A 24,759-nucleotide genomic window follows, 5' to 3' on the forward strand; every position below is an offset into this window, starting at 1 on the left:
ATATAAAAAATAAAAGAATTAAAAGTCTCAAAATTATGCATTGTTTAGGAAAACTGTAACAGGAAGATAAAAATAATACGACCTAAATCAAGCATTTAAATCAAATAAATAACTCAGAGGCAGTTAAAGACAAGAGGTGAAACCTATTTAATGAGCCTTGCAATATTGAGCGAAGTATCTAAAAAGACCAATTTCCCTCTGGCGTTTCGCTCAATATGAAACTGTGCCTCTGAAATTTCTTGCGTGATTTTATCGAGGTTTTCAAACTTAAATACCTTTGAAAATTTCTGTACAAAAACTAACTCTTCTCCTTCGAGTTTTATCAAAGAGTCCATTCCCACACATTGCAAATATATCTCTCTAATGATTTTTAAACCGTAATCTAAAAGGCTCTTCTGAGCCTCTTTGGTGAGTGAGTCAAAACTATCTGCCAATGGCACCAATTTAGACAAATCAAAAGCATAGCAATACCGCATCCAGTTAGCAAACCACTCTTTCTCGTTTTGGTCTTTTTGGTTAATAATAGATTTTGCATAGGCTATATTCCCTTCCGAAAGAAAGGCCACTTCTTGGGCTCTTAGCTCAGGTAGTCCCTGCGATTTTATTAAATATTCTTTGAGTTCATCGTCAGTCAAGCTCCTGACGGCAATTCGCTGTGTTCTGGAAATAATGGTGGTGAGCAAACGCTCCGTGCCATTGGAAACCATCAAAAACAAAGTTTTAGCTGGTGGTTCTTCCAGAATTTTTAAAAGTGCATTGGCAGACGCAATACCCATGTATTCGGCCATCCAGATGATAACAATTTTGTAGCCTCCTTCGTATGATTTTAAACTCAAGTTTTGAATCACCTGACGTGACTCCTCTACCGGAATATTGCCTTGTTTGATGTCTATGGCCTCCAGCCAATCCGAAATACCACCAAATGGATTTTCATTTAAAAACTCTCTCCATTGGGTAATGAAGTTTTCAGAAAGTACTTTTTTCCCTCCTGCTGTAGGGTAAACATACGTGACGTCAGGGTGGGCTAATTTCGACATTTGCACACATGAAGCACAACTTCCACAGGCGTCGTCTGCTTGCGGGTTATGGCAGTTTACGTACGTAGCAAAAGCCATGGCCATAGGCAATGCACCTCCACCCTCGGCTCCATCGAAAAGCTGAGCATGAGCTACGTGATTGTTATTCACAGCAGCAATCAGACGTTTTTTTATTTCATCTAACCCGGGTATCGCACTAAAAAGCATAGTTTTTACTTAAGATTTATTGATATTTTCTAGAATTTTTAGATCTATTTCTGTCAGTTGTTTGCCTCTGCGGGCCATTGTAGCGTTAATAACTTCTATGGCTTTATCAAATCTATATGCTTGGTATCCTTCGGAAGCTCCACCCCACGCAAAGCTCGGTATGAATTTTTCCTGAAAACCAGAACCATACACGTTTGAACTTACGCCAACTGAAGTTCCGGTGTTAAACATAGTGCTAATGCCAGCTTTAGAATAGTCTCCCATAAATGTACCACAGAAAAGTTCACCTGTAGAAACCAAACCATTGGTTACATAACTGTGTAATTTCACTTCTTTATAGTCGTTTTTGAGGTTTGAATTATTGGTATTTGCACCCAAATTACACCATTCGCCTATATATGAATTTCCTAAAAAACCATCGTGGGCTTTGTTTGAATATCCATGAAAAATAGAATTCCCGACTTCGCCCCCAACTCTACATACGGGACCTAAAGTGGTATTGGGTCTAATTTTGGCACCAAAAGCCACCATAGAATCTTCGCAGATAGCGGCTGGTCCTATTACCAAACTGCCTTCCTGTACTACCGCATTTTTTCCGATATATACTGGACCCGTTTCGGCATTTATTATAGCAGCTTTAATATTTACGCCTTCTTCTACAAACACGTTTTCTTTGCCATAAACTACGGTATGCTGATCATTGATTTCAGCAGAAACTCTTCCTTTAGTTAATAACTTAAAATCACTTTCTATCTCTTCGGCATTATTAAGAAACAAGTCGGGTAGCTGAGCAATTAACTTTACTTGGCCTACAAACTCCACTACTTCTAAACCTACGGGCAGCTCGCCAAAGGCAAATTTCAGTTCGCTTTTCCAAGCCAAAACCTTTTCGTTGTTTTTTAAAACTTGACCAGAATTTAAACCCAAAATAGCCTGCACCAAAATATCTGTTGCCAACAATGAGGCATTGACATAGAGGTTATCAGACGTATATTTTACTGGAAATTTATCGCTCAAATACTCCTCCGTCAAAAACGAAGCAGTGACAGCAAACCTTCTCTCCCATTTTTCGTGAAGACAAAGAATACCTGTTCGGATACCCGAAATTGGCCTCGTAAGCGTTACTGGCCTCAGTTGTTGGTGAACTTTTGGTTGGTCAAAAAGAATCAGATTCATTCGAAAGTGTTTTGATTTCGAATGCAAAGTTATTCCTACCTTTTAATTATCAGGTAGGAATAGCTTTTAATTTTATAAAAAAGGAAAAAACTTATTGCTTTTCCGTTATTTCAATTGCCATTTTTACGGCATTATATACATTTACAACTCCGGCAGTTTTACATAGTTCTGCAAAATCTACATCTATTTTTTCGCCTGGAAGTCTTACTTCTGTACCTGCTAAACTAACGGCCGACTCCAATATGATTTGCTTAAGTTGAGTTGCCGTTAGGCTTGGAAAATACGATTTCAACAAAGCCGCCACACCTGCTACTGCCGGTGAAGCCATACTTGTTCCTTGTTTTTCTTCGTATTTTGACCCTGGAACTGACGAGTAAATAGCTACTCCTGGAGCAAAAACGTCTACGTTCTTTTTTCCATAGTTGCTAAATTCTGCCGGCAGACTCTCTCCTTCCTCGAAATTTTGAGCTCCTACCACTATCCAGTTTGCTATTTCTTTTCCATTTTGAAGCAAACGCGTAGGAAAATGCACTTTCTCGTCTACATTAAGATTATCATTTCCAGCCGCAGAAACTAATAGCACGCCTTTGTCTTGGGCATATTGCATGGCATCGTCTACCCATTTTTTATCTGGTGAATACGGCTTTCCAAAACTCATATTAATCACTTGAGCACCATTGTCTACTGCGTATTTTATGGCATTTGCCACGTCTTTATCACGCTCATCGCCATTTGGCACACATCTGATTGTCATTATTTGAACATTATCAGCCACACCTAACACGCCCTTATTATTAGTTCTGTCGGCTCCGATAATACCCGCCACGTGCGTTCCGTGCATGGCATCTGGACCTGTCACCTCATTATTTCCATAAGTACCATATTCTAGTTTCGCTGGGTTATCGCCTATAATTGCTCTTGCGTCAAAATTTTCGTTTAGGTTATATTCCAACTGATCTTTAAAGTGATTTACCCCATCTTGAATATCAGCACGGGTTGCTCCCATGGCTATTAGGTTCAAATAGATTGCTTTTGCTTCTCTAATATTACGTGCTACACTTTCGGTTTTAATGTCCGCAACTTCGTCTTTTGAAAAGTCTTTTTTACCCAAATGCTCTGCCAAAACCTCCTCAGCCTTGCTGATTTTTTCGAGCATATTGTTGTAAAGAGGCAAATATTGCTGAGCTTCTTTTTTCTCCTCTTCTATTTCTTTTTTTAGTTTTTGAAGCAAAGCATAATCTTCTTTGTTTCTTTTAATAAGTCTTTTCTTTGGGTTTGTTCCAAACTTAGATTTTAGGTTTTTGTAAATCCTTACGCTTTCTAACTGTTCTTGATCTACATCTTTACCGTTTGCTCCACCTATAAAATCCCAGCCATACACATCGTCTATGAATCCGTTTTTGTCATCGTCAATTCCATTTCCTGCTATTTCTTTGGTATTGGTCCAAATTACCCTTTTTAAGTCTTCGTGGTTAATATCTATTCCAGAATCAATAACACCTACTATTACGGTAGTAGACTTTCTATTTTTAAGCAATTCTTGGTAGGCTTTTTCGGTGCTCATACCTCTTACGCCATCGGCTTCAAGGTCTAGGTTATGCCAGTTAAATTTGGTTTTAAGGTCTTGGCTAAAAACAGATGTAGATATAAGTGCCAAGAAAATAACTTTTTTCATTCGTTGATTTTTCGGTTGATTATTGATTTAAAAGAAAATAAACGTCAAATTAAGTACATTTATTCTATAATTTATACAAGTGCTTGGTCAAAATCCGCAATCAAGTCGTCGATTGATTCAATTCCTACTGATATTCGTAACAAATTAGGCGGACTAACAGAGTGCTCTCCTTCGGCTGACCTCCTGTGATCTACCAAACTTTCTACTCCTCCCAAACTGGTGGCGTGCTTAAATACCTTCAGTTTGGAGGCTACTTTAAGGCAATTGGCTTCGTCTCCTTTAATTATCACTGACAACATTCCTCCAAAACCATTTTTCATTTGTTTTTTTGACACCTCATATCCTTCGTTGTTTGTTAAACCCGGATAAAAGACTTTTTCTATGGCGGAATGCGAATTTAGGTATTCGGCTAAAGCGATGGCATTTTGACCATGAACAGGCATACGTACATGAAAAGTACTCAACGAACGAGACAACAACCAACAGTCTTGAGCCGAAGGGACTGCCCCACCCAATACTTGAAAATTACGAATGGCGGCTAACAATTCATTTGGAGTATTTTCGGAAGCAATTATCGCCCCTCCCAAAATATCAGAGTGCCCTCCGAAATATTTGGTAGTGGAATGCATAATTAAATCCACCCCAAAATCAAATGGTTTACAAAAATATGGCGTAGCCCAAGTGTTATCGCAGGCAGTTAGTATCCCTTTGGATTTAGCTAAAGTTGCCACAGCTCCTATATCTGTAACTTTCAGACTTGGATTTGAGGGTGATTCTATCCAGATAAGTTTTGTATTTTCTTTTACTGCAGCCTCTATGGCCGCCAAACTGGTCATGTCTACCGCGGTGTAGCTCATCCCCCATGATGCATAAAGCGTTTCGATGAGCACCTTGGTACCGTAGTAAATATCATCAGGTAAAATAACGTGGCTATTGGCTCCTAAACTGTGAAAAACAGACATAGTAGCTGCTTGACCCGAAGCAAAAGTTACCGCCTCTATGCCACCTTCTAGCAGTGCCAATTTTCCTTCTAAAGTCCTCCTGTTGGGGTTAGATGCTCGCGTATAAATATCCCGTCCTTCCGGAAAGACACCTTCTCTATTTCGCTCAAATGTGGTTGACATCACAATTGGCTCTACTACGGCTCCGTAGCCATTTTCGTCACTGGTGTTCGTTAGGTTTTGAATTATGGCAGTATTGACTTTGGGCATTAGTTTATTTTTAAGTGTTGATACGAAAATGTAAATATAAGTGAGTTTTCAAAATATCATTAAACTCAACTAGTCTAAAACCTGATTGTTTGAATTATTCGTACATAAAAAAAAGGATGCTTTTGGAGCATCCTAATTTAATATTTTTGTAAAAAAAACGAATTAATTCAATTTATATACCACACCGTTTTCGTCAGAACCCGATACCGAACTACCAACTTTAACCTGACTTTGAGGCAAACCAAGTTCAATCATTTTTTCTCGGATGGCATAAGCCCTATCTTCAGCAAGTCTAGCGTTTCCACCTTTCAGTGGCGAAATTGTAACTATCTTATTTGACTCTTTGGCTTTGTTCATAATATTTTTAATATCAGCCAAAGCCGAAACCTCCGCACTGTTTCTTTTAAAGGCAGAACCATTTAAACCAGAAAACCCACTCGGAATATTCTTTTTGGCAGGTTGCTCTTTGACAGTAGCCTCTACTTGAGGTTTATAGGCAGGTTTTGTAACCTCTTTTGGGGCTTCCACCTTTTTCTGAGGTGGAGCAGGCAAGGTACTTACCTCAGGAACTGCATTGGCTGGACTTGAAGCCTGTGCATCATTATTATCAAGTGGTTTTAAAGCATTATCTGCATTAGCAGGGTCAACTACATTTTTCTCAGGCAATTCGCCTAAAGTAGAACCATCTGGCAAAAAGTCTTCTGGCACCAAATCCTCTTCCTTTTCTTTAACTACCGTTATTTCAGACAAATCAACCTTACTATCTTTGTTTTTTTGGGAATAAAAATAAAGCGAAATTATTCCTGCTAGAATCAACAACACCCAAGGCAAGACTTGTTCCATTTTGATGGAAGATTCTTTCTTTACAGGTTTTACTTTCTTTTCTACTTTAACTTCTTTTTTAGAAGCCTTTACGGTAGATGAAGTTACTTCTTTTTTCTCTTGAAAAATATTGGTAAATACAGGCGGCAAGGCATTGATGACCCCTTCGTTTATCTCTTGAAAATAGGCAAACAAACCTGCTGCATTTAAATTATTCTCTTTTACTTTTTTACCTAAAAAACCCAATGCTATAGGAGCCGAAATACTCAACAGTGACGATGCGGAGGTTTTTTTTATTTCTGCTATGTCAGATAGTTTTTGAATAATCTGATTTGACTTGTTGCCTAAAAAATGATTGGCTATGTTGTTTCCGATAGTCACCAAGAGCTGCGTTTTCTCGAAATTTCCGGTGAAACCTTCCAAGTTATTTAGTATTTCGCCTGTGTGGCCACCGTCTTCTAAAACCTTGATTATCTTCTGTGCGTCAGCTTCGGTTTTGGAACTAGACAATAAGCCTGACATAAAGGTATTGAGCGAAAGATTGAGCCCAGATGATACGTCAGCATCTTTTTCTCCTAAATAAGAGCTAAGATTAGCGAGCGTCTTTTCTGATATTTTTTCTTTAATTGAATTTAAAAAGCCCATGACCATTATTGAATATTAATATTATGATAATTCCGATGTAAGCGAGAGTATGTCTCTTTTACACAAAAAATGTTATGTATCTATTTTGCCTGCTACAATTGATTTTCCAAAAATCATGCCTATTATTTTAAATTCAAATAGGTTTTATAAATAGAACGAAAGAATTAAAACGATAATATTTGAAGTAAACACAAATGCCTATAAACAAAAGAAAATCCCCGAATTTCAAGGATTTCTTTTGGACCACTAGGATTATTAGTCTTTGCACAAAGCCATTACTTACATCCAAATTGGTAACTGTTTACCTCCAATTTAGATTTACCGTTTTTCAACGATATGGTTTCTGATTGAACAGGCAAACCGCTGGTGTTATATACATAATTGATTTGAGTTTGTTGGTCCACACGGCCTTTGCCATCGTAAACTTTTCCCTCAATCATATTATTCTCTCCAAAATAAGAAAAGAAGTTATTTGCAATACCTACAAAACCAAGGGCCGCAGTTTTGTATACTTCTGGGCAAAACTGAAGTTTGTTGTCGTATTTGTCACCAGTAAATGCAAGCGTCTCAAGATCATCGCCGATTGCCGAATAAACTTTAGATACGTTGTTGTTTGTATATTCTATTCTTGTTTTTCCTGTTACTTTTCTTCCGAAAAGCTCAACTGTAGTTTTGATACTTGTAACCGCATATTTTTCATTGTATGAGAATTCGTTTGTCATAAACTGAATTCCGTTTAATGTTACAAGACTTTTTGTGATTGAATTTTTATCGCCGTATTGAAAAGTTACTAAATATTTTTCAGAAGAGTTTTCTGTGATCACTTCCATGGTCTCAGCTAGGTTTTTGTTATTGTATCTAAAAACCAAAGTTGTAGGAATAGAATCGTTACTGAATACTCGTACTAGTTTGTTGCCTACCCACTCATAGTTTCTGATGTTTCCTTTCGGGCCATCAACTTTCATAAGTGGACACTGAACGTTTGCAGAAGCTGGACTTGCGTTTTTCTTTTTACAAGAGAACACAAGCGTTGAGAAAAATATGATTCCGAATAATTGAATTGCTCTTTTTTTCACCTTCTTAATTTTTTATAAATTCACTCAATAACAATGATTAAACGGTTACAAAAACTATACCGCTTAATAACTTTTTATTTAATCTATGTTAGCGAATGGTGTCATAATGATTTTAAACCCTTTATTTTCAACTCATTAGATTAAGATATCTTTTTCTTTTATTTTTCTCTTTATCTAACTGGCTTCTCAAGAATTTAAGCTTTTAAGTAGCTGTAAATTAGTCTCTCAAAGTTATAAGTCGGGCTTACAACAATTATGCCAAAAAATCAGTAGTGATTTTTGCAGATGATAATGCGAGTGGTATGCCACCTCCTGGGTGCACACTTCCTCCTACGAAATATAAGTTCTGGATCTTTTTTGAAAAATTTGGGTGACGAAGGAAGGCCGCAAATTTATTATTGGAGCTATTTCCATAGAGAGCTCCTTGGCTGCTGGAGGTGCGGCTTTGAATGCGTCTTGGGTCTAAAATATCCTCACAAACTATCAGTGATTTGAAATCAACTTTTAGCACATGCGAAAGTTTCTTAATTACATTCTCTCGGGTTTCTTTTATTATTTCGTCCCAGTTTTGGCCTTTATCAGAAGGAGCGTTTATTAGCACAAACCAGTTCTCCTGACCCTCTGGAGCGTCGTTTTGCTCTATTTTAGACGTGATATTGACATAAACAGTAGGATCTTCATATATTTTCCCTTCCGAAAATTGCGATTTAAATTCAGCTTCATAATTGTTAGAAAAGATAATATTGTGAAGCCCCAGTTCCGAAAAATCGTTTTTTATACCCCAATAAAATATTAACCCCGACCCGCTTTTTTCTTGGTTCAAAATTTTATTCGGAGCTTTTTCTTTTGGCATAAGCTTTCTGTAGGTTGGCGTTACATCCATATTGCTGACCACATTCTGGAACGGAACAAATCCTTCGTTTGCCACCACGCCTGTTACTTTTTCTTTTTCAATTTTTATTTCTTTTACTTTATTATTGAAATGAAACTGCACGCCTAAATCGATTCCAAGCTTATAAATTGATTGTGGAATGGAAATCATTCCATTTTTTGGAAAGAAAGCTCCGATGTTATATTCTAAATGAGGAATGATGCCCATAGTGGCTGGAGCTTGGTACGGATCAGAACCATTGTAGGTAGCATACCTATCAAAGAGCTGCACCATCTTGTCTGACGAAAAGGTTTTACGGTTTGACTGATGGAGTGTACCAAATATCCCCATCTTACTCAAATTGAGGTAGCCTTTAAATGCGTCTTTGGAAATCCAAGTACTTAGTTTGTGCAAACTACTTTGAAGAAACAGAGCGTTGAGCGATTCATATTTAAAAGCACTCTGTTTTAGATATTCTACTACGGCTCCTTTTTTTTCCCCGAAAGTCTCGCATACGTCCGCATCAAACTTTTGTATATCTGAGGTCACGGTAAGCCTTTGGCCGTCGTCCCAAAAGTAGCGACACACCTCATCTAGTTTTTGGTATTCAAAATAATCGCTTGGATTCTTACCTGCTAAAACAAAAAGCTCGTCGACCAAACTGGGAAGTGTAAATAAAGACGGACCGGCATCAAACCTAAATCCTTCTTGCTGGATTTCACCGAGTTTACCTCCCGGATAAGCATTTGCTTCATATACATGCACCTCATGCCCTTTTACTGCTAACCTTATGGCGGTTGCTAAGCCACCAATTCCACTTCCTATTATTGCGGTCTTTGCCATTTTTGTTTTTTGTAGAATAAAATTAAATATAGAAATAAAAACTTCGCCTTGCTCTTGAAAATCAAAAATGAGAAAACAATGTTTTAGAATGAACAAAAAATATTCAAAATCGGGCTAGAAATAGATATTTTTTGCTTTTAAACCACAATTATGAAAGTTTTTGGGTAAATTGCATTTTGTATTAATAAACCTAAAACAGCAAAAACTACTCTGCACCGATGGCAAAAATTCTAGTTATAGATGATGAAAAAACAATCCGGGATGCTCTAAGAGATATCCTTGAATACGAAGGCTACGAAGTAGATGAAGCCAAAGATGGTCAGGAGGGTCTAGACATGGTTTTGGCAAGTCTTTATGATGTTGCTCTTTGTGATATCAAAATGCCAAAGATGGACGGTCTTGACGTTTTATTAAAAGCAAAAGAAGAAGGCGTAATCACTCAGTTTGTGATGGTGTCTGCTTTTGGAAATGTAGAGAACGCCGTGGAGGCTACTAAACGTGGTGCCTTTGATTTTATTACGAAGCCACCTGATCTTAATAGACTATTGGTAACGGTAAGAAACGCCATTGAGAAGAGCAATGACGTGGAAGTTATAAAAACTCTGAAAAAGAGGGTTTACAAGCTCAACGAAATAGTTGGCGATTCTCAGATTATCACAAAAATCAAAGAGACGATAGACAAGGTAGCTCCTACCGAAGCTAGAATATTAGTTACTGGGCCAAATGGTTCGGGTAAAGAAATGGTAGCGAAGCAAATTCACGAGAAGTCAAATCGTTTGAAAAAACCTTTGGTGGAAGTAAACTGTGCGGCTATTCCTTCAGAGCTAATAGAAAGTGAACTTTTTGGTCACGAAAAAGGGGCTTTTACATCTGCGATAAAGCAACGTATTGGCAAATTTGAACAAGCAGACAACGGAACTTTGTTTTTGGATGAAATAGGCGACATGAGCCTTTCAGCTCAAGCGAAAGTGTTGAGAGCTCTTCAAGAAAACAAGATTACACGTGTAGGCGGCGAAAAAGAAATAAAGATTAACGTCAGGATTATCGCGGCAACAAACAAAGACCTTAAGAAAGAAATAGCCGAAGGAAACTTCAGAGAGGATCTTTACCACAGACTAAACGTTATTCCGATTTATGTACCTGCTTTGGCCGACAGAAAAGAGGATATTCCGTTATTGGCTGAAAAGTTTTTGAGTGATATAGCTGACGACTACGGCGATCAAGTAAAATCATTCTCAAATGAGGCGATGGACTATATGGTAAATTTACCTTGGACCGGAAACGTAAGAGAGCTTAGAAACGTAGTTGAGCGTTTGGTGATCATGTGTGACCAAGTAATAAGCGTAGACGAGGTGAAATTATATGCTGGCCTGGGCTTGTAATAATTTCTAAAATATATGTATTGAGACGATTCCACCGAATCGTCTCTTTTTTTTGTCAATATTGTAGGCTCACAGGGCCCAAAAGCCCCGAAAGCACAGGTTCCCAAGCAGAAGAATCAAATGGTTTGTAATTAATATCCACCATGTTAATGTCATAAAACTTCTGCCAGTTCACTTTATTTTTGTCCAAATACCGCACTCTATTAATCGACAGGTTTTGAACGTATATTTCTATCTTGTTTTGTTGTTTCAAAATCCCCTGAGGAATATCCAACTCAAAAGGCAATGACCAGGCGGTCCCTAACTCGACGCCATTGATGACAACTTTGGCAGATTCTCGCACATCGCCCAGTAGTAGTTTTACATGTTTATTTTGAGCATCAGTCGGAACTTCAAAAGTAGACGAATATTTGCCCACACCCGAAAAATACTGAACTGTAGAATCCGGCAGTTCTGTCCATGAGCCTAGACTAATGTTTTTCTTCTCAGTTGGCATAAAAGGAGCACCAGACACAAACTCCAAGTTCCAGTTATTTGAGAGTAAAACAGTTTGTTGCAGCTCTTGACTCTCAACTTTGGCGGGTTGAATAAGTTCTTTATTTCCTAAAATCACAAAAGTACTTTTACCTGGAGCCAAATCTAAGTCAAAGCTAACTTTACCTGCACTTTGAGTGAACGAAACGTATTTTCTGGTATTGGCTAATGCGTCAAACACCTCCACCGATTTTGCCGTTCCTTTTAGACTTACCGTTCCTTTTTTGAATTCATTTTTTAGATTTGAAATAAAATAAATAGACTCGTCATTTTTGATTTTTCGTATAAAAGTCAAACCCAACGTACTAAGCTCTTCGATTCTTACATCGGCAGCTTCTAGGTCTTTTATAAGATTAGTAGAAATCGAAAAACGAGTCAGGCATTTCTCAAAAACCTTTTGGTTGTTTTCAAAATCTTTAAATCCACTTGCTAGAACAGGCTTTTTATCTGAGAATATAACTTTCATTCCTTTTCGCTGAAGTTTCTCGATGATTCTAAGCGTAGCCAAAGGCATAAACTCCATTGGAGGCAAAACCAAGGCTTTGTATCTTTTGTCATTTGCCTTAGAAATATACTCCAACTGCCTATCCGAAACAAAGTCATACATAACGCCATTGGACTGAAGCTTATCTATTACCCCTCTAAAACTTGGTGTAAAAACCCCGCTTTTTTCGATATTATGAACGTCAATCATGTGAATGGCGGCGTCAGGCATATGCCATAAATCGTGAATAGGAAAATACAGCAAGACGTCGTTGTCTGCCTGCGAATTTTGCAATTCCTCCTGAGCACGGGCTATGTAGGCATTTAGCAGTGGAAGCTGCCCCCAAAAATGACTATTGAAATTAAAATTGGTACTAGCATAAAAAAGCCAGCCGGGAAATGCCTCAGCAGGTGGCGTATAAGGTACTCCATGAAAAAACACGTGATTAATTCCACCCAAAAACGATTCGTCTATGATGGGCTTAATTTGGGATAACGAAACCTTAAAATGATTGCCAAGCCAAGTAGCGGTTTCTGAAGAGACTAGTTTTTTGTTGAAAATATGTGCCGGCGAAGATGCCAACTTCAAAACCGCAATATTGGGTTTACCAAACCTACTTTCCTCATAGTCGGGATCTTGTCTGTAACCCGGAATACCATACGGTTTTGAACCAAAAAACTCACTTTCTGGAATATCAGAAGCTGCGTATAAGTCCAAAATATTAGCAGGCGAGCCGTGTGATTCGTTCCTATTTAGCTTTTGGTATTTATGAGCAAAACTTGTATAAGGCTTTGTGAAGTTATTAAGAAGTAAATCTGACAATGTTTCAAGGTAATCGGCTTTTATTCTTCTTTCAGAAATAGTAAAGTTGTCTTTTTTTGATAAAATATTTATTAAAGGTTCAAAGTCATATCCCCTGTATTTTTTAAATTCTGTATAAAAATCGTTGGTCCAGTTTGCTCCATATACTTCGTATGAGTCGTTATAAAAAGCACGCACACCGTAGTTTTTTAAATCAAAAACCTTATCGAACCTTTCGAAATATGCACTTATTCCCGATTTTGAAAAATGATCTACCACCAAACCTTCACCGCCCGGAGCGGCTCTTTTTACCATTTGTTTGGTCAAACTCACTTTGGGCTGCAAGTTCCCATCCGAATCCTTTTCGAATTTCAACTGCTTGGCTGCATGCTCTTGGCTTACATTTGGCCCGCCATATGGCCAGCCCGTACCCAATGACATGTCTATCCCCAAGCCCAATGCTTTGGCGTCTTTTACTGTATAATCTAAAATTTGAAGCCAACGAGGACTCAGGTATTCTATAAATTTAGACTCCTCCCCTTTTATGCCATAAATGGGAATGATATGCAAACCCCCAAAACCAGCATCGGCATATTTGACCAAACTTTCGTGGATGTCTTTTTCATTAACTGCACTGCCAAGCCACCACCAATAGGCCCAAGGCTTGGCGGTATTTTGAGCAGAAGCACCTTTAAAAACAAAAAGAATTAAAAAAAGGAAAACGTATTTTTTCATAAATATTAAATAGAGCGGTTGATACTCCAAAGTAGTTAAATTCTATTTAAAAATTATCAGCTACTCTCATGCTATTGCACAAAAAAAGGCCAAATCTTTTGACTTGACCTTTTCTATATCACTATTAATATTTTTTCTTAATATTCAAACTCCCCAAACTCACTTTTGATAGTTAGTTTTTTACCTTCAAATGCCTCTACTCTTCCTATTACTTGTGCATCAATATTAAAGCTTTTCGATACATCTATTACAGTTTGAGCGTCTTTTTCTGAAAGGTAAACTTCTAAACGGTGTCCCATGTTAAAGACTTTATACATTTCCTGATAAGAAGTACCGCTTTGCTCCTGGATAAGTTGAAACAAGGGAGGCACCGGAAGCATATTGTCTTTGATTATGTGAACATTATCCACAAAATGCAAAACCTTGGTTTGAGCTCCGCCTGAGCAATGCACCATGCCGCTGATTTTACCTTTTAGTTTATCAAGCAAAACTTTTACCACTGGAGCATAAGTACGCGTAGGCGAAAGCACCAACCTACCAACATTTACCGTAAGGTTATCCGTTATTTCGACTTTGTCGGTCAGTTGTTTTTTACCACTGTAAACCAGCGAACTGTGAATATCTGAGTCAAAACTTTCTGGGTATTTCTCTGCATAACCGTTGCTGAGCACATCGTGCCTTGCTGAAGTTAAACCGTTACTACCCATTCCGCCGTTGTACTCGGTTTCGTAAGTTGACTTTCCATATGAAGCCAATCCTACGATTACATCGCCGGGCTTTATGTTATCGTTTGAAATTATATCTTCTCTTTTAGTCCGGGCTATTACCGTAGTATTTACCGTTATGGTTCTTACCAAGTCTCCCACATCGGCGGTTTCGCCACCCGTGCTGTATATTTCTACACCGTTTTCACGGAGCATAGCCAAGACTTCTTCGCTGCCGTTTATTATTTCAGCAATCACTTCACCCGGAATCTTGTTTTTATTTCTATCGATAGACGACGACATCAAAATGGGACCCGTAGCCCCTACACACAGTAAGTCATCGGTATTCATGATGATAGAATCTTGGGCAATACCTTTCCAAACTGACAGGTCGCCGGTTTCTTTCCAATATAGATACGCCAATGAAGTTTTTGTGCCTGCACCGTCAGCGTGCATAATATTGCAGTAGGCCTCATCGCCACCTAAAACATCGGGAGATATTTTACAGAAAGCCTTTGGATACAAGCCCTTATCTAGCTTTTCAATGGCTTTGTGCACATCCTCTTTTGAGGCAGAAACACCTCGCATCATATAACGGTCAGACATATTCTTATTTTTATTGAAAGTACAAAGTTAAGGATTCAGACCTTTAAAGCATGAAAATATTACATGTTTCGTTTTAAAGTCCTTTTATGAGCTTTTCTAATACGTTTAAATGTTTTTCGAAGGCTTCCTTACCCTCAGGCGTAACCGCATAATTAGTATTGGGTTTTCTGCCGATAAATTCTTTCACAAAACTTACATATCCGGCTTCGTCGAGGGCTTTGAGGTGGGTAGCCAAATTGCCGTCGGTCAAATTCAATAGCTCCTTCAAGGCACTGAAACTTAGGGTTTCATTGACCATAAGCACAGACATGATTCCCAGCCGTGCTTTGCTTTCAAATGCCTTATTGAATTTCTCTAAAATCATTTTTCGTATTTAAAATACATGATGGCTCCATATAAAATATGCAAAACACCAAATCCAAACGCCCAAAACAAAAGGGTATAACCCGTAAAAAACATGGAAACAAGACCTAAAATCACCTCAAAAATACCTAGAAAATAAACATCCCTAACTGTAAAGGTGGAGGCATTTACCAGAGCGAGACCATAAAATATCAAAGTAGCCGGAAAAGCTATCCAGATATATCCATGAAAAACCAAGCCCACAGAAAAAACACCACCAGCTAGCAACGGTACCGCCAAATGGAGCAAGAGTTTTTTTGAAAGGTTATTCCAAACCGATACGTTTTGTTTTTTGGCTTTTCTGATTGTGAAGTATACACCAAAAACCAAAGCAACCAAAAGTGTAACTACGGCTATTTGAAGCAAATAATATTTAAAATTTTGATCTGCAGGATAAGCTTGCAAAATGCCTTTTGGGTCTGTATTACCTGTAATCTCTACTTTTTTTGAGTACACCAAAAAAGCAGAAACCAAAGCAACTATACCAGCAGAAACACCTGAAAGTCCACTAAGCGATAAAAACTTAGACGAACGCTCCATCATAGACCTGATTTCTTTCAAATGCTCAATGTGCTCATTCATATCGATAATATTTTAGGTAAAAATATGATTGCGGCGGCTACCAAAGCCCCCAATGCAAAAAACAAAACTCCAGCAGCGGCCATATCTTTGACCATACCTATTTGTCTATTTTGAGTTCTATCTACTTCGTCACAAAGCTTCTCTATAGCCGAATTAAAAGCCTCAGAAGCCCAAACCGATGAAACAAACAAGAGTATAATGAGCCATTCGAAAGCAGAAATACCGTAATAAAAGCCAGCAGCCACAACCAAAAAACTCGCTAATAAATGTACCCGAGCGTTATTTTCATTTTTCACCAGAAAATAAATCCCTTGAAAGGCAAATTTAAAACTCCGAAACATTTTACGCAGATCTATCATCTTTTTGGAAATAATAAAAGGACAAATATAAGCTGATTAATACAATACTGAAAATCAAAGTATATTGAATAGCGGCCGGATTGCTTAGACTAAACCATGAATGTACCAAAAACGCCTTTGGATTTGAGAAAATATCCCAACTATTAAGCCTAACTACGCGACCCAAATACAAGCCAAAGCCACTCATAACCAAACTACTCAAAAGGGCCAACCAGGTTATTGCTTTTCCTAAAATTTGATTCCAGATATTTTGAAAAATCAATAAGGAATAAAAACCCATAGCTAAGCCTGTGAGTGCCGTCACAAAGATGCAAATAGAGTCAAACCAGATTAAGTTTTTGGGTAAATGGCTCAAATGAATCAAATCAGTGATGATGTAAGGCGAGTTTGGGAAAAATATTAACCAAAGAAATGTCAAGCCAAATACTATGATTCTGTTAAAACTGCTAGTTGTAAAAAGCCTTTTTTGGAAAACACGTTTTGCTAAAAGTATAAATACCAAAGGAAGCCAAGCTAGAAACAAATTCCAGATAAGTGAAAATCCAAAAATGCCGCCAGATAGCTTTATTCTGAATAAAAACAGCACCAAACACAACATACATAATATCAGAATCCCGGATGTTGACTTACTCATTTTCATAAAAAGTACTTTTTATTACAAAGTAAAAGATTTTTCCCTTCCTAACCAAAAAAATATTGATTTATAGCTTAACCGAAAAGTATACGTATTTTTGCAAAAAAAATACACGATGCCGAAACCGAAATCAATAAAAGAATCGATTACCATAATGACCGAAATGGTAATGCCAAACGACACCAACACACTTGGAAACCTGATGGGCGGAAACCTCATGAGAATGATGGATATAGCAGGTGCCATAACTGCACAAAAACACTGCAACCGCATAGTGGTGACGGCATCGGTAGATAATGTATCGTTTGTAAATCCTATTCCACTTGGAAACGTGGTAACTTTGGAAGGCAAAATAACGCGGGCATTTACAACCTCTATGGAGGTGGTGGTCAATGTATTTAGCGAAAACATTCCGGCTGGAACCAAAACCAAAACCAACCAGGCATTCTTGACATTTGTGGCGGTAGACCAAACCGGTAGGCCGATAGAAGTACCTGAGGCAATCATAGAAACAGAGGAAGAAAAAGAACTCTACGACAGTGCACAGCGAAGACGCGAGCTCAGACTGGTATTGGCTGGCAGGTTAAAACCCGAAGAAGCCACTGCTTTAAAGTCGATATTTAATTTGTAAATAAGATACGCTAGCTGCAAAAAATACCGTATTTTTGCGGTATATGCCTCCGTAGTTTAATGGATAAAATGTTAGATTCCGGTTCTGATGATGGTGGTTCGATTCCACTCGGGGGTACTTTTTTCTTCACACACACTTTACAATCCTTTCACTATTTCATTTTTATTTAATTGAAATAAATTCACTTTCGAAACAAATCGAAACCTAATTCACTTTCGTTTTACTAATTTTATTAACTTTATTTTATCTTTCATTAGACACTAAAACGTCTAAAGTGATTTGAGGATAAAACAATATTTTAATTCAACCATAAAGCATGAAAAGAATCTTACTAGTGGCCTTAATGGCTATTTCGCAAATAACAGTTGCCCAAACCCCGTCGCTTAAAAAGTCAAAACCGCTAGAACCTGCCACCGCCACATCACAAGGCTTGTCTGAGGAGAGATTGGGCCGCGTAACTAAAATGATACAAGGTGCCATAGACGCCGACGTGATACCGGGTGCGGTAGCTATAATATGTAAAAATGGCAAAATAGTGTACCAACAAGCGTTTGGCTATGCTGACGTACAAAACAAAAGGCCTTTTAAAACCGATGATATTTTTAGAATAGCATCACAAACCAAAGCCATAACTACCACAGCCGCTATGATGCTGTGGGAAGAAGGAAAATTTAACCTAGACGACCCGATCTCTAAGTACATTCCTGAGTTTAAAAATCCGGTGCTTTTAGATAGGTTTTACATGAAAGACAGCAGCTACACCACCAAACCCGCCGGAAAAGAAATAACCGTGAGACAGCTAATGACACACACATCTGGCTTGGGATATGGCGTAATAGACGGTGACGAAAGATTTAAGGCTATTTATAAAAAAGCAGGTATTACTGATCTATTCACCTCAGAAAACATAAGTATTGGCGAAAGCGTAAAAAAACTGGCAACCCTTCCCCTACACCATGTACCGGGTGAAGCATTTGTGTATTCTGAAGGCCTTGATGTATTGGGATATTTGATAGAGATTTGGTCTGGACAGCCGCTCGATACTTTCCTAAGTCAACGCATATTTGCACCTCTCAAAATGAACGATACGCATTTTTATTTGCCGGCCAACAAAGCCAACAGACTGGTGCCTATTCAAACCAAAAACGATAAATGGCAGCCGTTTGAAGATAATTTCTATGACCCAAATTACCCTATTAAAGGTGCCAAAAGATTTTTCTCTGGCGGTGCAGGCCTTTCAAGTACGGTGTTTGACTATGCTACGTTTTTGCAAATGTACCTCAACGAAGGCGAACTAAACGGCACCCGACTGCTGAGTAGAAAAACAGTTGAATTTTTGCTACAAAACCAAGCGGGAACACTTTTCGGTGGTCCAAATAGCGACAAAGGTTTTGGGCTAGGTTTTTCTATTTTGAATAAAAACGGCGTAATAAAAGGAGGCTTAGGCTCAGAAGGAACTTTTGATTGGGGTGGATATTTCAACACGAACTATTTTGCTGACCCTAAAGAAAAAGTGATTGGAATTATAATGAAACAAACTCAGAAAATATCTGGCGATTACACCACCGAAAAATTCAGACAGTTGGTGTTTCAAACTATTGATGATTAAATCAGAACGAATTCGATTTCAGACTACAGATTAAAATAAAAGAGGAGCGTTTTGCTCCTCTTTTGTTTTTTAGATAAACACCATTATCAAGGTCAAAACTATACCCACAAGTGTAAATATGAGGCCTTTCTTAAAAATATTAGTATTGGGTCTGAACATCCAAAAAGTAGATATTACGAAAAATAATAGCGAAGCACCGAAAAATAAATTCAAGAAATACAAAGGACTGTCTGTAGTTGCCTTGTGCATTTTCTCCATTTTCCCCAATATAAAAGGAAGCTCTTTTGTTTCATAAGCTACTGAACCTGTTGCAATCACATAGGTTCCATCTTTGAAATACATAATTCCATCCTCGATTTTATCTTCTTTCAAATTTTTCTTTCTTATTTCCTTACCCACAGCTTCAGCACTTAGGTTAGGAGCCAAAGTTTTTTCTATATGTTTAGTTTCTTTCAAAAAGTCGGTATTTCTAAAAACCATCAACATACCAGATATGGCATAAACAGTCATAATACCAGCTAAAAAGAAACCGAGGTAGCGGTGTAAAACACGCATAGAAAGAGAAGAACTTGATTTTGATGCCATAAAATGTTTTGGTTAGTTATTTTTTACAAAATTAGCCTTCAAATGGTCAAATAAAAACTACTTACTGCAGATTTTGGATAAATGCCCACTTTTAATCGACAATTAAATATTACATTAAAAAGAAACAGCAATACAGCTTATTTCTTCACGAAATATCCTTCTAAAGTTACTTTGGTGTATAAATCAAACTCGTTTTTTAAACCTATGTAGGTATTTGGTCCTAAAGCATCTTTGTTGTCTTCTAGGCTTTCTTTAACCAAAGACAAATCCTTCGAAATTTCTAACTCAGTGCTAGTCGCTTTTATGATTTTGTATTTTTGATTGAAGACCTTGCCGTTTTTTGTAAAGGTTATAAACAAAAATGAATTCAAGGTTTTCCAAGTACCGTCTATGGTTTGGATAGTAAAAATATTAAAGCTTTTATCATCTAAACCCAAGTTTATCATTTGGGCTGTTCCATCCGCTTTGAGGTTTAACACGTTTTGCCCAGGCATTGCATTTAAAGTAGCTTGTAAGGGATCAGTATTTGCTTGTTTTCTATAACTGAAATAATAATCTAAGGACCAGTTTCCTTCTACATTAAATGAAGTTTCGGGTGATGGATCAGAGCTTTTTTTACAAGAAAAAGTAAGCGTTAAGAGTAGTGCTAAAATTAAAATCTTTTGCATAAAATATTTAAGTGAATTTTACTGCAAGTAAACAAAAAAATAGACTCGAAGGGATTTTAAAAAAAATTAAATCCAAATAGCTGAATTCTAAATTATTACCGAAACTAGCGTGATAAGCTTTGAAACTAATGCCCAAAAGGCGTTTTTTTTAGCGTATCTTTGTATGAAAGAACCAAAGACAAGATGTTATTAAAAGCGAGAGCTTACTTCACTTATGAAATAATATACCCTACGCATATTATAGCCTTACTGAGCCCAAGAATTGATGTAAATGATCAAGTAATAACCCGAAACTTAGATATAACTCCCTCTACAGAAATAGATTTTTATTTCGACGTATACGGAAATGAATGCCATAGATTCTTACTAGAAGTGGGCCGTGTAGAAATCACCTCCACTTGCGAAGTAGAAGTACACGACACCATAGAGAAAAACTTTGAGGCCGCATATATTCCCATCGAATTTTTACCCTCAGAGCTGTTCCAATATTTGCTACCAAGCCGATACTGTTTTTCTGATACTTTTGAAATCAGAAACCTAGCAAGCCAAATAGTAGCAGGCCTACCAAACGGATATGCCCAAGTAGAAGCGATACGTACCTGGGTACACCAAAACATCAGCTACCAATATGGTTTCAGTTTGGTAACCACACACTCAAACCACATCTTAAAAGACAAAGTTGGTGTTTGCCGTGACTTTGCACACCTGGCAATAGCCTTATGTAGAAGTTTAAATATCCCAAGTCGAATAGTGGTGGGCTTTGCCAAAGACCTACCATTTGCTGACTTACACGCTTGGTTTGAATGCTACGTAGGCGACCATTGGTACATTTTTGATGCCGTTCAGGCCGAAACCACACCCGGCAGAATAGTACTTGCCTACGGACGAGACGCCAGCGACGTGGCATTTATCACCCAATACGGCAGCTCCCTGATGGTGGGCATGCATGTAGAAGTTACCGGGTGATACGTTTTTTTTTAGCAAAAAAGACAGTACTCCTTTTTTCGATTTTCTTTTCAATTTTACAAGAAAAACGCAAAGTCATTTCTATTTTTATGACCAAAGACGTTTTATTAAATGATATCTATTATCGAAAATGGGTATATTGAAGTCTAAATTTGCCGAAAACCAAAGAACATGACCAAAGGAATATATATAGCCACTGTAGAAGACCACAGCGGAAAATCGCTCATATCACTCGGACTGATGCATAAAATGCTCGGAAAGATGCCGAAAGTTGGATTTTTTAAACCAATCGTGGAAGACGACATATTGGACGCTCACACACAAATGATGCTCGCCAATTTTGATCTAAAAATCACCTACGAACAAGCTACGGGTATTACACGTTCTACCGCCATTCAGATGATCAACCAAGGTAAAACGGGTGAAATCATTGATATTTTAATCGAAAAATATAAGCAACTTGAAGACCAATCTGACTTTGTGTTGGTAGAAGGCACCGACTTCAAAAACGAAGGTGGATTAGCCGAACTTAATATAAATGTACTTATAGCCAAGAACTTTGGCTTACCGGTGATTCTAATCGGAAATGGCATAGAGAAAACCAAAACTGAACTTCAGGACATCATGCAGATGGCCTACAATAGCTACACCGAGAAGGATGTTCAGGTAATCGCGATAATAAACAACAAGATTCTGCCTGAGAACCGCGAGGTGGCCATAGCTGCCATGAAAGAGTTTTTACCAACTAATATTGAAGCATATTCTATACCGCGAATAGGTACTTTACTTAACCCCACCATGCGTGAGATTGTAGCAGAACTTGACGGCAAGGTGCTATTTGGTGAAGAATACCTCGAAAACCAAGTGGGTTCTATGGGCGTAGGTGCTATGCAGCTCCGCAACTATTTGCCACAAGTTAGACCTGACAATTTGGTAATAACACCCGGAGACAGAGCCGACATTATCCTCGGGGTTTTACAAGCGAATATTTCAAAAAACTATCCGCAAATAGCGGGGATAATATTAACTGGCGGCATTATTCCCGAAGAACCGATCATTAGGCTTATTGAAGGTTTATCGCTTATTGTTCCTATTATTTCGGTGGAAGAAGGCACTTTTCAGATAGCCAATGAAGTGGGTGCCATTAAATCTAAAATATTTGCGAATAGCCATAAAAAAATCCAAACTTCTATTGAGGTTTTTGAAGAGAACGTACCGATTAGTCCTTTGCTAGAAAAGCTGATGAATTTCGAAAATCAGATTTTAACTCCTAGGATGTTTCAGTATAGTTTAATCAAAAAAGCAAGAACTAGCAGAAAGCACATCGTATTGCCTGAAGGCACTGACGAACGGATAGTTTTGGCAGCTGCCAGACTTATTACCGCTAACTTGGTAGACCTTACACTTTTGGGCGATGTTCAGAAAATCAAAGATAAGATTCTTTCATTGGGCATTATATTGGATTTCGATAAAATAAATATCGTTAACCCGGTTGATTCTGAGCATTTTGATGACTACGTAAAAACTATATATGAGCTAAGAAAACACAAAAACATCAACATGGATGTAGCCCGAGATTTGATGTTGGATGTTTCGTATTTTGGCACCATGATGATTTACAAAGGACATGCAGACGGCATGGTGTCTGGTGCGGCTCATACTACCCAACATACCATACGACCGGCTCTTCAGTTTATCAAAACCAAACCGGGCATCAACTTGGTTTCGTCGGTATTTTTTATGTGTTTAGAAGACCGAGTGGTGGTCTTTGGCGACTGTGCCATTAACCCCAACCCTACCGCAGCAGAATTGGCAGAAATAGCTATATCATCAGCTGAAAGTAGCCTAGCGTTTGGTATTGAACCCAAAATCGCCATGTTATCGTATTCTTCGGGCAGCTCAGGCAAAGGCGAAGAAGTAGAAAAAGTAAGAGCCGCCACCGAAATAGTAAAAGCCAAAAGACCTGACTTAAAAATAGAAGGACCCATTCAATATGACGCAGCAGTGGACATGGAAATAGGGCAAAGCAAAATGCCAAATTCGGAAGTGGCAGGCCAAGCGAGTGTGTTGATTTTTCCTGATTTAAATACTGGAAATAACACCTACAAAGCCGTGCAAAGAGAAACCGGTGCTGTGGCGATCGGGCCAATGCTGCAGGGACTCAATAAACCTGTAAATGACCTCAGCAGGGGCTGCACGGTCGATGATATTTTTAATACGGTTATCATAACGGCCATACAAGCACAAGGAATATAAAAACTGACTATGAAAAAAATACTCGTTATAAACGCCGGAAGTTCATCGCTTAAGTTTCAGTTAATTGCCATGCCTGAGCGAGAGGTTTTAGCCTCAGGCTTGGTAGATAGAATTGGTCAAGAAACTTCTACGTATTCATTTCTGACAACTGATATTAAAATAGAAGAATCTGAGATAATTCCTGATCACGAATATGCCATGGCTTTGGTGGCGGAGCAACTCCTTGACCCCATTTATGGCGTTATTGACACACCTTCACAGATTGACACAGTAAGCCACAGAGTGGTGCACGGAGGAAGCATCTTTAAAGAACCGACTCTGATAAACGAAACGGTCAAAGAAAAAATCAAAGAATTATTTAGCCTAGCTCCTTTACACAATCCTGCAAATTTAACAGGAATTGAGGTTTCGGAACAAATTTTTCCAGATGCAATTCAGATTGCGGTATTCGATACGGCATTTCACCAAACGATACCCGAGCATGCATTCAGATACGCTATTCCGAATGAATTATATGAACAGCACCAAATCAGAGTTTATGGTTTTCATGGTACAAGCCACAAATATGTAAGCAAAAAAGCTATCGAATATTTAGAAAACCCAGAGGCCAAATTGGTGGTTTTGCACCTTGGAAATGGATGTAGTGCCACAGCTATTGTAAATGGCGAAAGTGTGGATCATTCGTTGGGATTTGGTCCAGTGCCGGGCTTAATAATGGGAACACGAAGCGGCGACATTGACCCTGCAGCGGTTCTGTATTTGATAGACAAACTTGGTTATTCTGCTGAAGAAGTCAATCATATTCTAAACAAAAAAAGCGGGCTTTTGGGATTAACTGGCCATAGCGATTTGCGAGAAATTCAAAAAGGAGTAAGCAATGGAGACGCGGCCTGCATATTAGCTTTAGAAATGACCGCCTACCGAATACGCAAATATATAGGGGCATACACGGCAGCCATGAATGGCATAGATGCTTTGGTTTTTACGGCAGGCATAGGCGAAAACAGTGCTCTATTGCGTGAAAAAGTCTGCGAAAACTTAGATTTCTTAGGCATATGTATAAACAACGATAAGAACGAAAACACGGAGAAGGGAATTAGGGAAATTCAAAATGGGTATACCAAAATATTGGTAATACCAACCAACGAAGAACTAGAAATAGCGATACAAAGCTACGAGCTCATGGAAGCCTAAAGTCCTGCTTGCGATAGGGATTGGAGCGGCATCCTTTTATTGTGCGGCTGCTTTGTGTGTCGGC

At 38.2% G+C, this 24,759-nt stretch carries 21 protein-coding genes and 1 tRNA gene; 7 read left to right on the top strand and 15 right to left on the bottom strand.

Annotated features, from left to right (window positions below):
• Positions 1-143: 143 nt before the first annotated feature.
• The 7 genes from holB to crtD form a co-directional block, all read right to left on the bottom strand.
• Positions 144-1,244: a DNA polymerase III subunit delta' gene (holB, locus tag ACFOOI_RS09150; RefSeq protein ID WP_379837263.1), complete on the bottom strand. Its 1,101-nt coding sequence runs from the start codon at positions 1,242-1,244 to the stop codon at positions 144-146.
• A gap of 9 nt (positions 1,245-1,253) precedes the next feature.
• Positions 1,254-2,420 (bottom strand): putative sugar nucleotidyl transferase, encoded by a 1,167-nt coding sequence (locus ACFOOI_RS09155; RefSeq protein WP_379837265.1) that lies wholly within the window; start codon positions 2,418-2,420, stop codon positions 1,254-1,256.
• Positions 2,421-2,511: 91 nt separating this feature from the next.
• Positions 2,512-4,095, bottom strand: a complete 1,584-nt coding sequence (locus ACFOOI_RS09160; RefSeq protein ID WP_379837267.1) for a S8 family peptidase — start codon at positions 4,093-4,095, stop codon at positions 2,512-2,514.
• A 71-nt stretch (positions 4,096-4,166) separates the two neighbouring features.
• Entirely contained in the window at positions 4,167-5,306 is a 1,140-nt protein-coding gene (locus tag ACFOOI_RS09165) for a trans-sulfuration enzyme family protein (protein ID WP_379837269.1), read from the bottom strand.
• Between the two features lie 162 nt (positions 5,307-5,468).
• Positions 5,469-6,773 (bottom strand): DUF937 domain-containing protein, encoded by a 1,305-nt coding sequence (locus ACFOOI_RS09170; RefSeq protein ID WP_379837271.1) that lies wholly within the window; start codon positions 6,771-6,773, stop codon positions 5,469-5,471.
• A 275-nt stretch (positions 6,774-7,048) separates the two neighbouring features.
• On the bottom strand, positions 7,049-7,849 hold the full coding sequence (locus tag ACFOOI_RS09175; protein WP_379837273.1) for a hypothetical protein: 801 nt from the start codon (positions 7,847-7,849) through the stop codon (positions 7,049-7,051).
• A 253-nt stretch (positions 7,850-8,102) separates the two neighbouring features.
• Positions 8,103-9,563 carry a 1-hydroxycarotenoid 3,4-desaturase CrtD gene (crtD, locus tag ACFOOI_RS09180; RefSeq protein WP_379837274.1) on the bottom strand — a complete coding sequence of 487 codons (1,461 nt, stop codon included), beginning with the start codon at positions 9,561-9,563 and terminating at the stop codon, positions 8,103-8,105.
• A gap of 218 nt (positions 9,564-9,781) precedes the next feature.
• On the opposite strand from crtD, the gene ACFOOI_RS09185 reads away from it, so the two are divergent.
• Positions 9,782-10,945 carry a sigma-54-dependent transcriptional regulator gene (locus tag ACFOOI_RS09185; protein ID WP_379837276.1) on the top strand — a complete coding sequence of 388 codons (1,164 nt, stop codon included), beginning with the start codon at positions 9,782-9,784 and terminating at the stop codon, positions 10,943-10,945.
• A gap of 55 nt (positions 10,946-11,000) precedes the next feature.
• On the opposite strand, the gene ACFOOI_RS09190 is transcribed toward ACFOOI_RS09185, so the two are convergent.
• From ACFOOI_RS09190 to ACFOOI_RS09215, 6 genes are all read right to left on the bottom strand, one after another.
• On the bottom strand, positions 11,001-13,499 hold the full coding sequence (locus ACFOOI_RS09190; protein WP_379837278.1) for a glycosyl hydrolase: 2,499 nt from the start codon (positions 13,497-13,499) through the stop codon (positions 11,001-11,003).
• Between the two features lie 137 nt (positions 13,500-13,636).
• Entirely contained in the window at positions 13,637-14,809 is a 1,173-nt protein-coding gene (locus tag ACFOOI_RS09195; RefSeq protein ID WP_379837280.1) for an AIR synthase-related protein, read from the bottom strand.
• A 73-nt stretch (positions 14,810-14,882) separates the two neighbouring features.
• A complete protein-coding gene (locus tag ACFOOI_RS09200; RefSeq protein ID WP_379837282.1) occupies positions 14,883-15,173 on the bottom strand; it encodes a winged helix-turn-helix domain-containing protein in 291 nt (96 codons plus the stop codon).
• On the bottom strand, positions 15,170-15,793 hold the full coding sequence (locus tag ACFOOI_RS09205; protein ID WP_379837284.1) for a hypothetical protein: 624 nt from the start codon (positions 15,791-15,793) through the stop codon (positions 15,170-15,172). Before ACFOOI_RS09205 ends, ACFOOI_RS09200 begins: the two co-directional genes overlap by 4 nt.
• Entirely contained in the window at positions 15,790-16,152 is a 363-nt protein-coding gene (locus ACFOOI_RS09210) for a diacylglycerol kinase family protein (RefSeq protein WP_379837286.1), read from the bottom strand. Before ACFOOI_RS09210 ends, ACFOOI_RS09205 begins: the two co-directional genes overlap by 4 nt.
• Positions 16,136-16,786 carry a DUF1361 domain-containing protein gene (locus ACFOOI_RS09215; RefSeq protein ID WP_379837288.1) on the bottom strand — a complete coding sequence of 217 codons (651 nt, stop codon included), beginning with the start codon at positions 16,784-16,786 and terminating at the stop codon, positions 16,136-16,138. Before ACFOOI_RS09215 ends, ACFOOI_RS09210 begins: the two co-directional genes overlap by 17 nt.
• Positions 16,787-16,901: 115 nt before the next feature.
• Between ACFOOI_RS09215 and ACFOOI_RS09220 the strand changes: the two genes are divergently transcribed.
• From ACFOOI_RS09220 to ACFOOI_RS09230, 3 genes are all read left to right on the top strand, one after another.
• Positions 16,902-17,417: an acyl-CoA thioesterase gene (locus ACFOOI_RS09220; protein WP_379837290.1), complete on the top strand. Its 516-nt coding sequence runs from the start codon at positions 16,902-16,904 to the stop codon at positions 17,415-17,417.
• A 45-nt stretch (positions 17,418-17,462) separates the two neighbouring features.
• A tRNA-Arg gene (locus ACFOOI_RS09225) sits at positions 17,463-17,534 on the top strand.
• Positions 17,535-17,733: 199 nt separating this feature from the next.
• Positions 17,734-19,026: a serine hydrolase domain-containing protein gene (locus ACFOOI_RS09230; RefSeq protein ID WP_379837292.1), complete on the top strand. Its 1,293-nt coding sequence runs from the start codon at positions 17,734-17,736 to the stop codon at positions 19,024-19,026.
• Positions 19,027-19,095: 69 nt separating this feature from the next.
• Here ACFOOI_RS09230 and ACFOOI_RS09235 read toward each other — a convergent pair whose 3' ends face one another.
• Both ACFOOI_RS09235 and ACFOOI_RS09240 read right to left on the bottom strand, forming a co-directional pair.
• Positions 19,096-19,611 (bottom strand): hypothetical protein, encoded by a 516-nt coding sequence (locus ACFOOI_RS09235; RefSeq protein WP_379837294.1) that lies wholly within the window; start codon positions 19,609-19,611, stop codon positions 19,096-19,098.
• 137 nt (positions 19,612-19,748) lie between these two features.
• Entirely contained in the window at positions 19,749-20,279 is a 531-nt protein-coding gene (locus ACFOOI_RS09240) for a hypothetical protein (protein ID WP_379837296.1), read from the bottom strand.
• Between the two features lie 183 nt (positions 20,280-20,462).
• Between ACFOOI_RS09240 and ACFOOI_RS09245 the strand changes: the two genes are divergently transcribed.
• The 3 genes from ACFOOI_RS09245 (at position 20,463) to ACFOOI_RS09255 (ending at position 24,695) form a co-directional block, all read left to right on the top strand.
• On the top strand, positions 20,463-21,245 hold the full coding sequence (locus ACFOOI_RS09245) for a transglutaminase domain-containing protein (RefSeq protein ID WP_379837298.1): 783 nt from the start codon (positions 20,463-20,465) through the stop codon (positions 21,243-21,245).
• 171 nt (positions 21,246-21,416) lie between these two features.
• Positions 21,417-23,501: a phosphate acetyltransferase gene (gene pta / locus ACFOOI_RS09250; RefSeq protein WP_379837300.1), complete on the top strand. Its 2,085-nt coding sequence runs from the start codon at positions 21,417-21,419 to the stop codon at positions 23,499-23,501.
• A 9-nt stretch (positions 23,502-23,510) separates the two neighbouring features.
• Positions 23,511-24,695, top strand: coding sequence for an acetate/propionate family kinase (locus ACFOOI_RS09255; protein WP_379837301.1), 1,185 nt, complete (start codon positions 23,511-23,513; stop codon positions 24,693-24,695).
• Positions 24,696-24,759: the final 64 nt, after the last annotated feature.

This window comes from Lacihabitans lacunae (assembly GCF_042649125.1).
GTDB classification, from domain to species: Bacteria; Bacteroidota; Bacteroidia; order Cytophagales; family Spirosomataceae; genus Leadbetterella; species Leadbetterella lacunae.